At 53.6% G+C, this 14,934-nt stretch carries 15 protein-coding genes; 10 read left to right on the forward strand and 5 right to left on the reverse strand.

What is annotated here, in order from left to right; genetic code table 11:
- Positions 1–108 precede the first annotated feature (108 nt).
- Positions 109–762: a transcriptional repressor LexA gene (gene lexA, locus KRAC_RS21190; RefSeq protein ID WP_007910586.1), complete on the reverse strand. Its 654-nt coding sequence runs from the start codon at positions 760–762 to the stop codon at positions 109–111.
- A 608-nt stretch (positions 763–1,370) separates the two neighbouring features.
- Here lexA and KRAC_RS21195 point away from each other — a divergent pair.
- Positions 1,371–1,895 (forward strand): bifunctional nuclease family protein, encoded by a 525-nt coding sequence (locus KRAC_RS21195; protein WP_007910588.1) that lies wholly within the window; start codon positions 1,371–1,373, stop codon positions 1,893–1,895.
- A gap of 81 nt (positions 1,896–1,976) precedes the next feature.
- On the opposite strand, the gene KRAC_RS21200 is transcribed toward KRAC_RS21195, so the two are convergent.
- Both KRAC_RS21200 and lysA read right to left on the reverse strand, forming a co-directional pair.
- Complete coding sequence (locus KRAC_RS21200) at positions 1,977–2,624, reverse strand: hypothetical protein (RefSeq protein ID WP_007910590.1); 648 nt, start codon at positions 2,622–2,624, stop codon at positions 1,977–1,979.
- A gap of 72 nt (positions 2,625–2,696) precedes the next feature.
- Entirely contained in the window at positions 2,697–4,040 is a 1,344-nt protein-coding gene (gene lysA, locus KRAC_RS21205) for a diaminopimelate decarboxylase (protein ID WP_007910592.1), read from the reverse strand.
- A gap of 266 nt (positions 4,041–4,306) precedes the next feature.
- On the opposite strand from lysA, the gene gltX reads away from it, so the two are divergent.
- From gltX to KRAC_RS21250, 9 genes are all read left to right on the forward strand, one after another.
- Entirely contained in the window at positions 4,307–5,830 is a 1,524-nt protein-coding gene (gene gltX / locus KRAC_RS21210) for a glutamate--tRNA ligase (protein ID WP_007910595.1), read from the forward strand.
- Positions 5,831–5,943: 113 nt separating this feature from the next.
- Complete coding sequence (locus tag KRAC_RS21215; protein ID WP_007910598.1) at positions 5,944–6,603, forward strand: DUF6483 family protein; 660 nt, start codon at positions 5,944–5,946, stop codon at positions 6,601–6,603.
- A gap of 226 nt (positions 6,604–6,829) precedes the next feature.
- Positions 6,830–7,477 carry a CPBP family intramembrane glutamic endopeptidase gene (locus tag KRAC_RS21220; protein WP_007910601.1) on the forward strand — a complete coding sequence of 216 codons (648 nt, stop codon included), beginning with the start codon at positions 6,830–6,832 and terminating at the stop codon, positions 7,475–7,477.
- Between the two features lie 386 nt (positions 7,478–7,863).
- Positions 7,864–8,814: a UDP-glucuronic acid decarboxylase family protein gene (locus tag KRAC_RS21225; RefSeq protein WP_007910602.1), complete on the forward strand. Its 951-nt coding sequence runs from the start codon at positions 7,864–7,866 to the stop codon at positions 8,812–8,814.
- A 55-nt stretch (positions 8,815–8,869) separates the two neighbouring features.
- Entirely contained in the window at positions 8,870–10,483 is a 1,614-nt protein-coding gene (locus KRAC_RS21230; protein WP_007910603.1) for an O-antigen ligase family protein, read from the forward strand.
- 2 nt (positions 10,484–10,485) lie between these two features.
- Positions 10,486–11,673 (forward strand): lysylphosphatidylglycerol synthase transmembrane domain-containing protein, encoded by a 1,188-nt coding sequence (locus KRAC_RS21235; protein ID WP_007910604.1) that lies wholly within the window; start codon positions 10,486–10,488, stop codon positions 11,671–11,673.
- Between the two features lie 104 nt (positions 11,674–11,777).
- The gene (rpsU, locus tag KRAC_RS21240; RefSeq protein ID WP_007910606.1) at positions 11,778–11,960 is read left to right on the forward strand and encodes a 30S ribosomal protein S21; all 183 of its coding nucleotides are present in this window, start codon (positions 11,778–11,780) and stop codon (positions 11,958–11,960) included.
- A 108-nt stretch (positions 11,961–12,068) separates the two neighbouring features.
- Positions 12,069–12,626 carry an rRNA maturation RNase YbeY gene (ybeY, locus tag KRAC_RS21245; RefSeq protein WP_157506908.1) on the forward strand — a complete coding sequence of 186 codons (558 nt, stop codon included), beginning with the start codon at positions 12,069–12,071 and terminating at the stop codon, positions 12,624–12,626.
- A 21-nt stretch (positions 12,627–12,647) separates the two neighbouring features.
- Positions 12,648–13,070: a diacylglycerol kinase family protein gene (locus tag KRAC_RS21250; protein ID WP_157506911.1), complete on the forward strand. Its 423-nt coding sequence runs from the start codon at positions 12,648–12,650 to the stop codon at positions 13,068–13,070.
- 119 nt (positions 13,071–13,189) lie between these two features.
- Here KRAC_RS21250 and efp read toward each other — a convergent pair whose 3' ends face one another.
- The gene (gene efp, locus KRAC_RS21255) at positions 13,190–13,759 is read right to left on the reverse strand and encodes an elongation factor P (protein ID WP_007910617.1); all 570 of its coding nucleotides are present in this window, start codon (positions 13,757–13,759) and stop codon (positions 13,190–13,192) included.
- A gap of 63 nt (positions 13,760–13,822) precedes the next feature.
- Positions 13,823–14,878, reverse strand: a complete 1,056-nt coding sequence (locus tag KRAC_RS21260; RefSeq protein WP_007910619.1) for a methyltransferase domain-containing protein — start codon at positions 14,876–14,878, stop codon at positions 13,823–13,825.
- Positions 14,879–14,934: the final 56 nt, after the last annotated feature.

The raw sequence follows: 14,934 nt of genomic DNA on the forward strand, positions 1-14,934 counted from the left end.
ATCACGAAAAAAAGCGCCGCAATCGATGTACTGAAGATACACATTCTGGCTTCAGTACCTATTGCGACGCGCCTGCCACAGGGTCAGGGGCAAGAGATCAAGAGAGATCTAAGCAGCGGGTTTGCACTGGCGGAAGATAGCGACAACCTTGCCTTGAATCTCCCACTCGCGATCCCAGATGCTCTTGGGAATCAGGATGGGATCGAGTTCTGAGTTGGCGGGTTGCAGACGAACCCGGTCATGATCCTTTTCCTGGAAGAAGCGTTTGAGGGTCGCGCTACCGCTCTCGCCTTCAAATTTGTGTACGGCAACCACAATATCGCCATTCTGGCAGATGTGCTGCGGTTGAATCACCACGTAATCGCCATCGCAAATATGATCTTCGATCATTGAGCGCCCTTTGACGATAAGTGCGTAGCAGTTCTCGCTATCGATAAAGTCGCGCCCCATATCGATACGCTGCGAACCATCAGCATAGATGTCTAGAGGCTCGCCAGCGGCAATCGTACCTACGAGCGGAATGCCAGCTGGAACCGACTCATCTTGCTTGACCAGCTTGATACCGCGACTCTTCTTGGGTTGGCGGATAATCAGGCTCTTCTTCTCCAACATGGTCAGATGGTAGTCTACATGCCCGGTACTGGCGATGCCCAGCTCCCGCCCGATCTCGCGGTTGGTCGGTGGCATCCCTTCACGCTTCATATAATTGACGATAAACTCATACATTTTCCGCTGTATTTCGCTGGTTTGTTCTATCGACATAGAACGATCTCCTGCCTTTCTGAAAAGACGATTGTCTACGATCTCATCCGCCCCCTGATACTAGAACGGCCATTCAAAACCATGATACCATAACCCTATAGGCAAAACAAGGCTTTTTGAACGGAATTTTCGAATATTTTTTCGTACTCAGCTGTATGCTTAGGGGGAGTGTGTGGATGGCAGATGGGCTACATACCCATCTGCCATCCACACACTCTTTACTCTGAAGGCTTATGCCGCGAGGCTCTATCCCTACAAAGCAGGGCTTTCCAGTTCTTGCCTTGGGGTAAGGGGATGTGGGTGGAAAATGGCTTAGCCATTTTCCACCCACATCCCCTTACCCCGAGGCAAGCATAGCGAAGGCGCTCCTGAGAAAGAGCCTCCTCCCCATACTCATGAGCATTAGAAAGCCCTGCTTTGCAAAGATGAGTTTGGAGGTAGATACCGGGTTTGCTATACTGCTCTCAAGAGTGCCAGGAAGAGGCACGATAGCAAGGAAAGACACAAATAGACAGCGTTCTGATTTGCGTCAGTGATCTGGATAGGTGTACAATAGAGGCGTAAGGTATGCGACGGACTTCGCGACGAAAGAGAGAGTCATAAATACTATGGTAGAGATGACAGTTGAGAGCGTGCGAATCAACCTGGCTACGCAACAGCGAGTGGTCATCTTGAAAGCAACACAGCAAGAGCGCTATCTCTTCATCTGGATAGCTCATGCCGAAGCATACGCTATTGCCGTCGAACTTCAAGGAGCCACCTCCCAGCGTCCACTTACGCATGACCTGCTCAAAAACGTCATTGGAGAACTTGGCGCTCACCTGGAAAGCATTGTGATCTCTGACCTGATCGATGAGATCTTCTACGCGCGCCTGGTCCTTGATGTCGCGGGCAGACATGTTGAGATCGACTCTCGCCCGAGCGATGCTATCGCCCTGGCTGTACGCACCAAGACTCCCATTTATATCGATGAGAGCGTCCTTGAGCGCGCTGGGGTAACGCTTGAAACGAGCGAAGAGTCTCCCACTGAAAAAGAGAACGATGTCCAGAGCATGAAGGAAGATGAAAACCTTGATGCCTATCGCGACTTCATTAATAGTCTGGATGTCTTAGACGAGTTCGGCAAGGATTAACGCCTCTCGGGATATAAGTTGATGAGACCACCTCCAGCCGTTCAATGAGGAACATATCCAGGTGGTCGCCCTCACGTCAGCTCAAAACGCACGCACAATAAACCGGAGAAGCTTCACCAGGATACGCGAGAGGACGCCATAGATTATAATGGCAGGCAACGCGTATAGCTCAGGATCCACCGTAAATGGAAGATGCACCTGTGCCCCCAGCAACTGAACCGGGACGAGAAAAACGGTGCTAAACGTATATAGCGCTGCCACCCACGACTGATCAGCAGGTATATGGAGGAGAAACCTCATCACGAAGCGGGCGAACAGTAATAGCTGTACTATGACCAGAAAGATGGCAAAAAATCCGGGCAGTAACCTCCATCCCTCCGGCCCCCTTCTTCTTGCGGGCGGAGTATATGCTGGCTGCGGGTGCGCATAGCGATCAGGCTGGGGCTGAGGTGCATAGCCTGCGTAGGCTGGTGGTTGCCACTGCATGTGTGGGGGCGGTGGCACAATTTGACGTCTCCCACCAGCGCGGGGAGCATGGCTGGCCGGTGGTGGCGGAGTCGCGATGGTGCGATCATCATAGAGACCCGGATCAACGCCTGGCTCCTGATATCCCTGGCCGTAATAGCCTGGCTCAGGCACAACTTCAGGGTAGGGCACCGGCTCTGTGGGCATATCATGGTCATCAACTTGTTGTTCGGGCTTCCGTGTTAACTTCTGCCAGTAGTTCATAATAATGCCTCCAGCGTTCTTCTTACGCGACTCCTGATGCCGCCAACCACCAACATCCATAATCGAAACTGGCTAGCTCTCCTGATAACGGGCAAGAATATCGTCGTATGTTTCACGCCGCTCCATGACCTGCACACGTCCTTCCTCTACTAAAAGTACGCCCGGTCGTGGCACCAGGTTGTAGTTACTTGCCATTGGGAGACAATACGCGCCCGCCAGCGGCAAGAGGAGAAGTTCGCCCTCACGCATGGCAGGCAGACGCACATTATCAATGAGCATATCGCCTGATTCACAATATCGTCCCGAGACGCAATAGTCAACACTTCCTGGCACGGAAATATGTTCAACGGGGAGAGCGGTATAAAGCGCATGGTAGAGGGCCGGGCGAATATTGTCTGCCATACCACCATCCACAAACAGATAGGTCGTGCCAGCAGGTGTCGCCTTCAGGGCACCTATGCGATAGAGCGCCACGCCCGCGCGCGCCACAATTGAGCGCCCAGGCTCCAGAATGAGCGTGGGGGCGGGCAGCGTGCCATTAGAAATGCTCGCCAGCATGACTTGCATCTGGTGCTGCAAGGCCTGGGCGAGCTGGTCAAGTCCAGGCGTCCCAAGTTGATCAGGAGTATCAATGCCCCAGCCACCGCCCGGGCTGACCTCCTCTGGCCACCATTGCGTCTCGTCATAGATGGCCTTCGCCAGCGAGAGCAAATGCACGAGACACTCTTCATAGGGACGTGTTTCGCGCAGCATGGTACCAGAGTGCGCGTGCAGGCCCACCAGGTGAAGCTTATCCTCGCCAAGGATGCGCAGGATCGCCGTTTTTGCCTCTCCGTTCTGCAAGGGGAAACCGAATTTAGAGGCGGCATGGCCCGTCTGCAAATAGCGATGGGTATCGGTCTCCACACCGGGAGCAACACGCAGCAGAACCGCCGGGCGCTGTCCCAGTTCATCAGCCAGGTGCGTGAGGCGCTCCAGTTCACTCCAGTTGTCCAGAATAATGCGCCCAACGCCCAGTTGCAAAGCCAGTTTCAGCTCTACGGTCGATTTATTATTGCCATGAAAGGAGATACGCTCCATCGGGAAGCCCGCGCGTTGTGCGACGGTCAATTCACCGCCTGAGACGATGTCCAGCCCCATATCCTGCTCGGCAATGATGCGCGCCACGAGGGGTGAGAGATAGGCTTTGGAGGCATAGAGGATGCGCACAGCAGATGCCTGGTAGTAGCGCTCAAAGGCTTGAAAGTAGCGCTGGCAGGCGTGCGCAATCGTTGCGCGATCAAAAATATAGAGTGGTGTACCGTATTGCTCAGCCAGCGCGGGCAGCGCGTGCCCCGCGATATGCAAAACATCGTCGGTCGAGACTGCCGCGGTATCAGGGAGCAACGTCGTTAAAGATACCAGGGATGAGGACATCGTGTGTATTCCCCTCTTCTATGATAGCTGTCGATAGATATACCTATATAACGATTAGCAAAAGAAATATGCATGCAGAGTAAGCCGTCCGTCCTACTCCAAAGAAAATATGCTCAGTGATTAGACTGTACTATAGCAGGAGTGTGATGAGACAAGCAAGCACGGAAAAATCGCACGACACGAAATATGTGCAGATGCTACACAGCAACAGGCTAACTATGCTACAATAACGCGGTAAGTAGACATGTTGAATAGGAGTTTTTTCCATGACACAAATCGACAACCGGACGCAGGAGCAGGCAAAGCTACCAGCCAATCGCCCGCCGCGCTTGCGCTTTGCTCCCAGTCCCACTGGCTTTCAGCACATCGGCGGCTATCGGACAGCACTCTTTAGCTGGCTATTCGCGCGCCACGGCGGCGGGCAGTTTGTTCTGCGTATCGAAGACACCGATCAAGCACGCACAGTGGAGGGTTCGGTTGAAGATATTATCAAAGGGCTGCAATGGTTTGGCATGGATTATGATGAGGGCCCGGTTGTAGGTGGCCCCTATGGTCCCTACTTCCAGGTACAGCGCAAGGCCCTCTACCAGCACTATGCCAATCAGCTTATCGAGGCAGGACATGCCTACAAGTGTTACTGCACACCCGAACGCATCGACCGAGTGCGCCAGGAGCGCGCGGCCAAAAAGCTGCCACCGCGCTATGATCGCCACTGCCGCAACTTGAGCGCGGAAGAGCGCGCGGCCAACGACGCCGCGGGCCTCTCCTATACCGTGCGCCTGGCGATGCCTGAGGAGGGCGAGACAATCGTTCCCGACCAGTTGCACGGGAACATGAGCTTTAAGAACGCCGACCTGGATGATATCATCATTCTCAAAACCAATGGCCTGGCGCCCTATCACCTGGCCCACCTAATCGACGACCACCTGATGGAGATTACACATGTCCTGCGTGGTGAGGACTGGATCTCGACGTCTCCGTATCACGTCTATCTCTACAAGGTCCTGGGCTGGGAGATGCCCCTGCTCTATCATGTGCCCAACGTTCTGGGCAATGACAAGAAGAAGCTGAGCAAGCGGCGTAACGCGCCATCCTGGTCGGATTACCGGCGCGATGGCTACCTGCCCGAGGCCGTCTTTAACTTCATGGCACTGCTGGGCTGGGCCTATGATGATAAGACGGAGATCTTCACCAAAGAGGAGTTGATCAAGGCCTTTACGCTTGATCGCGTCAGCGTCTCCTCCGGCATCTACGATCCGGATAAGATGCTCTGGATGAATGGCCTCTATATCCGCAAACTCTCGCTCGATGAGCTGGTGGAGCGTACGCTGCCCTATATGGAACGCCCCGAGGCAGAGGGTGGACTCCCCGACAGCGTTCAGCGTCCCCTGGACCGTGCCTACACCAAACAGGTGCTTGAGTTGGAGCAAGAGCGCCTCAAGACCCTGGGTGAGGCCGCCCATGCCGTCGCCTTCTTCTATCTCAAGGACCTGGAGTATGATGCCAGCATGCTGATTCAGAAGAAGATGGACGCGGCGGGCACACGCAATGCCCTTCAGCATGCCCATGACCTGCTCGCCAGCATTGAGCACTGGGATCATGAGACCCTGGAGCCGCCAATGCGTGAGCTAGCGCAGAAGCTTGAACTCAAGCCGGGGCAGTTCTTTGGCACGGTACGTGTTGCGGTTAGCGCGAGCAACGCCACACCGCCCCTGTTCCATATGCTCGCGGTACTGGGTCGCGAGGTCAGTCTCAAGCGCCTGCAAGAGGCTATCGCGAAACTGGCGTAATGAAGAAGAGAAGGGTGAGTGTGTATGGGGAGCTGGCTGAAGTCGGCTCCCCATACACACTCACCCTTCTCTCGAAACACATAGAGTAAGCCAGGGGAAGCCTGGAGGAAAACATGGTTAATAGAGACTACATCTTGCGGTTGGCCGAGAAATTGGGGCGCACCCTGGCGATTGTCCTGCGCTTACGTGAGTACAATCAGCAGGAAGAGGCATTATTACGCGTTGACGAAGAACTGTTCAGAGCCACCGGTCTTACCTCCAGCTTTCTCAACTCGCTCAGCGAGGAGACCCTGATCCAGGTACTTTCCCCCCTTGGACGCCCCAACGTTGATGCAGCTCTCTGGGCGGCAGTGCTTCTCAAGGCTGAAGGCGAGATTTACCAGGATATAGGAAACACCACGGAGAGCTACTACCGCGCGGTCAAGGCCCTACATCTCCTGCTCTATGTTCATCAGTATGAGCCTATTGAGGAAGTGGAGATTTTACGCGAAGATATCCAGATGCTTATCCACACCCTGGATGAATATACCTTGCCTGTGTCCACCAGACAGCTGCTCTTTCGCTACCTGGAACACCTGGGCTTCTATGCCCAGGCCGAAGATACGTTGTTTGAATTACTGGAAGAGGCGCCCGGTGACCAGACATTGCTCCAGCAGGGGCGAGATTTTTATCAACGACTCAATAATAAAAGCGCTCCAGACCTGGAAGCAGGTAACTTTTCGCATGAGGAGATCCAGGAGGGACTGGAGCAACTTACCCATCGATTTAGTTAATTTGTTAGGTGTGATGTCTGCTGGCAGCCTGTGGCTGCCAGCAGACATCACACCTACAAAAAATGCATAAGATAAATTAGTTAACCCCTGGACAGATAGCTTGAGTTTGATTACACTACTTAAACTTCTATTAACACTCTGTTAACGCAAGTATAGAAAGTAAGTGTATCACATGGCTGCTGTCACCCAGAAAAAAGAGATCTTCTTACCAAGGAGAGGTTCACGCGTGTCGAACGCCAAATCAACGCAACTCGTGCGCTCCACCGTCGCCACTAGCTGGCGTTGGATGTGGCCCGACCTGCTTATGCGGATTATTCCTATGAGCCTTGTTCCGCTCCTCTATATCGCCTTTTTCCACCTGCCGCTCTCATTTCTGGGACTCACGCTGACGCACGTGCCACTACACCTCCTCGTTGGCCTGCTAGTAGGGATTGGCATGGCGATCTTTGCCATTTTCTACCGGATGAACGTTGTCGGCCCCTGGTTTCGCTGGCCGACTGCAAGCGACCAGTGTTTTCAGAGCTTCTTCTACCTGTTTATTAACGCGCCAGTGGAGGAGCTTTTCTTTCGTGGCTTCCTCCTGGCGATCGTCACGCAATGGACTGGTTGGCTGGGCTGGGGCTGGCTCGTAAGTACGGCGGTCTATACCCTCTATCATCGCCTGGGCAAATGGAACTGGCGTAGTGTGGGGGGAGTCGGTCTGGCGGGCATCGTTTTCAGCCTGGTCTACTTGCTTCTTCCGGGACCCCATTCGCTTTTGGCGGTCACGCTCGTCCACGGCTTTACGACCAGTGGCTTCTTGAGTTGGGGAGATGAGGCGCTCTATCGCACCTGGAAACACCGCCTTGCTCGCGCAGAAGCGGTGCAAGAATAGGCACGCTGCTCCCCCTACTCACTGATGCAATTCGACACAACGTACGCTTTTGTCTCAAAACAGGCATATTCGGAGGGATTTTATGACCTGAATGGCTAGTGCCAGAGCTAACACTTGAGTCACGTCCCAAAAAGCGTTAAGATAAGAGAGCCTGGTGCGGTGGGCATAACCACACCGTTTATTTGTATTTCTTGTGCAGATAGAGGTAACATAACACGGCAGAGGGTAAATGCCGCACCAGAAAAACTCATGCATCGAAATATATCCATAAGGCGTTCTTAAAGCGTGTTACCGATATCGAACATACTCAATTCGTCTACCCATTAAGGTACAATAAAGATACGTCACTGGCAAAAACGTTATCCCAACCGTGGAGGTTTACTTCTTTGAAAATCGTAGTTACTGGTGGAGCGGGCTTTGTTGGCTCCCATCTTTGTAAGCGTTTGCTCGACGAAGGGCACACCGTGTTATGCGCCGATAACTGTATTACAGGATCGACACGCAACATCGATGATTTACGCACTCATCCGAATTTTCAATTCATCCAGCACGATGTGACCGAGCCTTTCGATTATGAGGCAGACGCCATCTTCCATATGGCCAGTCCAGCAAGCCCAATTGGATATATGGAGCACCCTATCGAGACCATCCTGGTCAATACCCAGGGCACGCATCGTATGCTCGAAGCCGCGCGCAAAAACAACGCCCGCTTCCTGGTCTCATCCACCTCCGAAATCTATGGTGATCCCCTGGTTCATCCGCAGACTGAGGGCTACTGGGGCAACGTTAACCCCATTGGACCACGCGCATGTTATGATGAGAGCAAACGCCTGAGCGAGACATTGACCATGGAGTTCGTGCGCCAGTATAACGTTAATGCGCGTATTGTGCGTATTTTCAACACCTATGGGCCAAATAGCCAGATTCATGATGGCCGCATGATTCCAAACTTCATTACGCAGGCGCTCAAAAATGAACCACTCGTCATTTATGGAGATGGCAGTAGGACGCGCAGCATCTGTTATGTCAGCGATCTCATCGATGGCTTGATGCGTGCCATGTTTAGCGAGAATACGCAGGGTGAGGTCTTCAACCTGGGCAATCCCAACGAGCATACGGTGCTTGAATATGCGCATGAGATCATTAAGCTTTGCAACTCACGCTCAACCATCCTCTTTGAGCCAGTGCGTGTTGATGATCCAGAACGCCGCCGACCGGATATCACCAAGGCTCGCCGGGTACTGGGCTGGGAACCCAGGATCGAGAAGAAAGAGGGGCTACGCCAAACCATCGCCTGGTTTAAAACGCAGATCCCTAACCTTTCAAGCGTCTTGTAAGCACATTCGGCGCTTTTCGTTGTCATTGAGAAACATAGAGTAGAAACGGATTCGTATGAACAGTATCTCTGCCCAGAGCATGGATCGCCTGGATAATGCGCCACGTTCTTCAGGATTCCAGCGTTTCCTGGAGATGTTCCACGAGCAAGGGGCAGTAGCCAATGTTGTGGGAGTCCTTGGTGCATTATGTGTTATGGCATGCGTGATCGCGCTTCCACCTGCCATAAGCATACGCGTTCTACTCTATGCGACCGCTAGCATCTGGGTCCTGCTCCGCCCACGCATGGCCCTCTACCTGCTTCCTTTCGCCGTCCCCTGGGGTTCGCTCGATGCACTCAACCTGGGCGGAATGAACCTGACCAGCGGAGATATCCTGGTCTTCTTGCTTGCTACAAGCTGGTTACTGGGATACGTCGTTCGTAACCGGCTAGGGGCACAACGTACTCGTACGGGAACCTTTGATCGCGAAAGCTACAACTTACCGCGCATCTTGACGATAGGGACAATCGTCCTGCTTGTAGCAATGTGCCTCTCAATTCCAACTGCATTCAGCATGAAAGCGAGCTTAAAAGAGATCGCGAAATGGGTGGAGGTCGCGCTCATTCTTTGCCTGGGGACACAGTATATCCGCACACGTCGCCAGGTCTGGACGCTTGTGGTTCTATGCAGCCTGGCGGCCCTCTCGCAGGCCTTTATGGGCTATGCGCAATATGCCTTCAACCTGGGACCACAGTCGTTTATCCGTGGTCAGGGGCTGCGTGTCTATGGGACCTTCGATCAGCCCAATCCCTACGCAGGCTATATCGATATGACACTACTTATCACAGGAACGCTGATGCTACTTGGGCGTAACTGGTTGACACGTATAGGCGCAGGCGTCGTAACGCTGCTCCTGGGCGTTGCCTTTGGGCTGGCTCAGTCGCGTGGAGGGCAGATTGCTCTGGCCCTGGCTCTCCTCTTCGTGTTTATCGCGGGTTTTCCTCGCCTCAACCTGCTCGTGCGCATAGGCGTTATCGCGCTCCTCCTCGGTATTGCGGGCTACTGTGCGGGCATTATTCCAGAGCACTATGTCAATCCTATTTTGAATAAACTCGGTCTGACAGGCATCTCCTTTGCCAATCCCAGCAGCGATGATTTTTCTACGGCTGAGCGCCTGGCACATTGGATTGCCGGCCTCAACATGTTTCAGGATCACCCCTTCTTTGGCGTCGGTATCGGCAATTACCCCGTGGCTTACCCCAAATATTTCATTACGATCTTCAACAATTCGCTTGGGCACGCGCATAACTATTACATCAATATCGCAGCTGAGGCCGGTATCTTTGGCTTGATCGGACTGCTTACCTTTTTGAGTGGCATTTTCCTGGTCGGCAGGCGCACGCTACAGTCTATGCACCTGCGTTTGCAGCAGCTGAAAACGCAGACCCTCCCAGCTCAAATCAAAGCGGGAGCTGAGGGCTGGCAGCAGCGGCGCACCCTCCGACAGATACGTTTGTTACAGAATGATTACGCCCTGGCGATTGGGCTGATCGCCTCACTACTCGCTATCTGTATCCACAACTTCTTCGATAACCTCTATGTACACAGTATGACCAATCTTTTCGCGTTACTCATCGTTTTGCTGGTTCGCCTGCCTTACGTAACGCGACAGGAGGAACAACGGAGGTAAACTTGATCTCAGATAACGCAGACCACACTGGTGATGTAAACACGTCTTCAGAGAGCCAGGCTGAAGATGCACAACAGCAAGCAAGCGTATCCGCGATCCCTCAACCTGATAGTGTTCCCATCGGCGTGCCAGAAATCACGCGTGATCAGCTCTCACTCTCGAAGCGCCTGTTGAACTGGCGTACCCTTATCCCCTTGATTATCGTCATTGTGGCCCTGGTCTACTTCGCGCAGAAGGCCAATATCAATCCCGCCAGGACCTGGGAGGCCATGAAAAGCGCGAATCTCTTTTTCTTCCTGGCAGCCTTCGCCATCTATTATCTCTCCTTTGGCATTCGGGCCTGGCGCTGGCGCCTGCTGCTCGAAAATGTGGGCTATCGCCGGGAGCAAGGGGTGCTCCTGCCGGGCTTCTGGAAGTTCGTTGAGATTATATACATCTCCTTCTTCGCCAATGTAGTCGTGCCTGCCAAGCTGGGCGACCTCTACCGGGCATATCTCTTGCGCCAGCAGGTCAACGTCTCGGGAACGCGCAGCTTTGGCACGGTGCTCTCAGAGCGTTTGCTCGACTTGATCATCCTGCTGCTGCTCTTTATTCCGGCGATTATCGTGAGTCTCCACGAGCATCTTCCCCCACAACTCCAGCTTAGCCTGGAGCTACTGCTGGGCGCGGTTGTGCTGGGTATCCTGAGTCTATTCGTACTCCGCCAGGCGCGTGAGCCGATTGCACGCCTCATCCCAGCACGTTTTCGTGGCCAGTACTATCATTTTCAGGAGGGAACGCTTGGCTCATTTCGACGCCTCCCAATTCTGATCCTGCTCACGGTTGGTGTCTGGCTCTGTGAGTCGCTACGCTTCTTCTTTGTCGCTGTCTCGCTGCACCTGATCGGTGGCAGCATCTTGCACATTACGGCGGCGGCGGTGGTCATTGGCCTGGCTGAGGCCCTGCTCACGATTGTACCCGCAACAGGTGGGGGCCTGGGCGTGGTTGAGATTGGGATGATCCCGATCATCGGCCTGTTTTACACTGGTCCCAACGCGGTCAATCTCTCAACCGCGGCAATTCTACTGGATCGTACCATTAGTCTCTTCAGCGTCCTGGTCTTTGGAGGAATCGTTTTCCTCATTGCCTTTGGGCGCCAAACGACGACGAAACCAAAGAAAATATACCTTGACAACATGGATAGGGCTTGACTATAATTTTCAGCGCAGGTCGGTGAGGATAAAGACCGTGAGCAGATAGACATATACGCTACGGTTTTGCCCTTGCAAACAGGCCATGAGAGGGGGGATTCCTGGTGTCTGAAATTAGAATCAGTGAGAATGAGTCGTTTGAGACCGCTCTGAAACGCTTTAACCGCAAAATTCAACAGGACGGCATCCTTGCGGAAGCACGCCGAAGGGAACACTTCGAAAAGCCCAGCATGAAACGCAAACGTAAAGAGGCCACACGTCGCCGCAAAATGCAGCGCAGGGGTTAAACTGGAACGCGTCTGATGCCTACCTCCATTTCTGTTGAACACGGTCTTCTGGGAAATGGAGGTCTCTTTATTTATGACAACAACGAGGTCAGGAAAAAAAGAAACATTATGCATGAGCATCCACTAATAGAGCTCTACATCACTATCGAAGATGCACAGCAGAGCGCCGCAATTGAAAAGGCCCTGGAAAACGTTAACCTGGATGAGGTAGTCTCGCAGACGCTGTCCGCCGTGAATATTCATGAGCCGATTATGGTAACGCTGCTTGTTACCGATGACGAGGGCATTCGCGATATGAATAAACAGTATCGCGAGATCGACAAGGCAACCGATGTCCTCTCTTTCCCGCTGCTCAATGAGCCGCTGGTACAGGCGCCCGCCGAGCAGCTCTGGCCCGTTAGGGAGAGCGAGGCAGGGGCGCAGGAGAGTGTGCCCGATTTTATTACCCCACCTGAGACGGTCCAGAATCTGGGTGATATCGTGATGTCCTGGCCCACGCTGGAGCGCCAGGCTCAGGAGGCCAAACATAGCACGATCTACGAGCTACTCTATCTTCTCTCCCATGGAATGCTGCACCTGGTTGGCTATGACGACCATACCGAGGCGGGCTACCAGGCCATGGTAGGCATTCAGCAGCGCGTCATGAACACACTACAGCAAGCCTGAGAGCCATATATGAGAGATGTCATGAATAACCAGCCATCAGCGCCGCCGCCCTATCAGCCTGTGCCCCACAAGAGTAAGTGGGGCAAGTTTATTGCTGGATTCGGATTCGCCTTCAGCGGCATCCGCCATACCATCACGACTCAGCGCAATATGCGCGTGCACATCCTCATCGGGTTATGCGCGGTGCTCATGGGGCTGATCCTGCGTATTTCAGCGTTGGAGTTTGCGGTGCTCTTTGTCACCATGATCTGTGTCTTCACGGCAGAGATGTTTAACACTGTCTTTGAAATTTGTGTGGACCTGGTCTCTCCCCAATACCATCCCCTGGCTAAAATCGCTAAGGATGTTGCGGCGGGAGCGGTGCTTGTCAGCGCAATTCTGGCGGTGATGGTTGGCCTGTGTCTCTTTGGGCCTCCCCTCTGGCACCTGATCTTCCATTCTTGAGCAACTGGCCTCGGCTCGCTGCGCGAGCCATAGATAAAAGAGAATGTGCATAAAAATGGAGCGATGCTCCATTTTTATGCACATTCTCTTTTATCTGAGTAATGCTGGCGACAGGCTTATTAGGCCTTGACACGCTCGACGTATTGACCGGAGCGTGTATCGATGCGAATTTTATCGCCAGGATTGATAAAGAGGGGAACATTGATGGTCGCGCCTGTTTCCAGAGTTGCAGGCTTGGTTACGTTGGTCGCGGTATCACCGCGTACGCCAGGCTCAGCGCTCTCTACGGTAAGCTCAAGGAAATTGGGAAGTTCAACTGCAATGATGTTTTCGCTCTCGACCAGCAGTGCAACCTCATCCTGCTCTTTAAGAAACTTTACCGCGTCGCCCAGCATGCTTTTAGGTACCGGCTGTTGATCGAAGGTCTCGGTGTTCATAAAGATGTAGTCGTCGCCATCCACGTAGAGGAACTGCCAGTTCTGGTGCTCGACACGGACCTCATCAACCTCTTCGCCCGCGCGGAAGCGCTGCTCAATCACGCGGCCAGACTTGATATTCTTCAAGCGCGTGCGCACGAAGGCGCGCCAGTTGCCGGGGCTGACATGGTGGAACTCGGTGATGATATAGAGGTCGTTGTTAAAACGTATGACCATACCGTTACGAAAATCGGTAGTCGTTGCATTAGCCAATGGAGTAACTCCTTCTCGATTACAGTGCTTGTGCTTGCAAAGCAACCTATATAATAGCATTGCTCATGCGCGAGCGGCAACAAAAATGCTCGCGGGCTGCCCCAGGACAACCAGGACAACTTTCTTTGTAATGCGCCAGTTCTGTTCGCGGAGCGCGGCCTCCCACACGCGATTTTCGCTTGTCAGGGCTACCAGCAAGCCATCCGGACGCGACACGCGCCGGAACTCGTGCGCGAGGTCCTTATAGAGCTTGACATTCTTCTCGGGTGTTCCAATCTGCTTGCCAAAGGGCAGGTTGGTAATGATACGCGTCACCGAGCCTTCCTCCAGGGGAAGGGAGCGCGCATCCCAGGTCTTAAGCGTCATCTCGACACGGGCATGCCGCGCATTACGTTGCGCAACCGTCACTGCCTCCTCGCGTAGATCTCCGCCCAGCAGGGCCTCATATGGCACCTCGGCAAGCCCACGTTCAATGAGAATGGTGCCCGCGCCACAGAGAGGATCAAGCACAATATCTTGCGCCGTTGGACGCGAGAGAACGCACATCGCGGCGGCAATGGTAGGCCGTAGCGAAGCGGGCAGGTGCTCCTGTTTATAATGGCGATGACGCATGGTCGCGTCACTAAGCCGGACACCTATCAGAACCTCGCTCCCGCTGATCCAGACCCAGAATTCTATATCGGCATCATCTTTCACGAGGCGCATCCCCCGAGGCAGGTTTCGTTGGAGGGCCGCGCCCACCGATTCGCCAGCATCGATACGCCGGAACTCATGATAACCCGATTTCTGGCTCACGACACGCCACGTCTTGGGCAGAGAGCCGTGGTGCGCGCGACGCCAGAGCGTCAGCGCCTCGTTAACATTGGCATTGAGGGTCGCACCATGCACCACGCGCAGGGCATCACGCCCGGGACCTAAGCTCTTGATATGTGCCAGGGTGACAAATACATCTTCGACTGTGCGCAACTCCAGCAACTCGGCTGGAGAGGCCGCTGTACGAAACAACGCGATGCCGCGAGAGAACTTCACAAGCTCAGCATCAGCGAACCTGGCATGAATCTCACTAAAGGCAATCGTCTCCAACCCTGGCATCGTCATGACATAATACAGATACGACATCCACGTACTTTTTCTAATGAATAACAGTCACACTACATTACACACTGAGAAAGGGC

This window comes from Ktedonobacter racemifer DSM 44963 (assembly GCF_000178855.1).
GTDB lineage: Bacteria > Chloroflexota > Ktedonobacteria > Ktedonobacterales > Ktedonobacteraceae > Ktedonobacter > Ktedonobacter racemifer.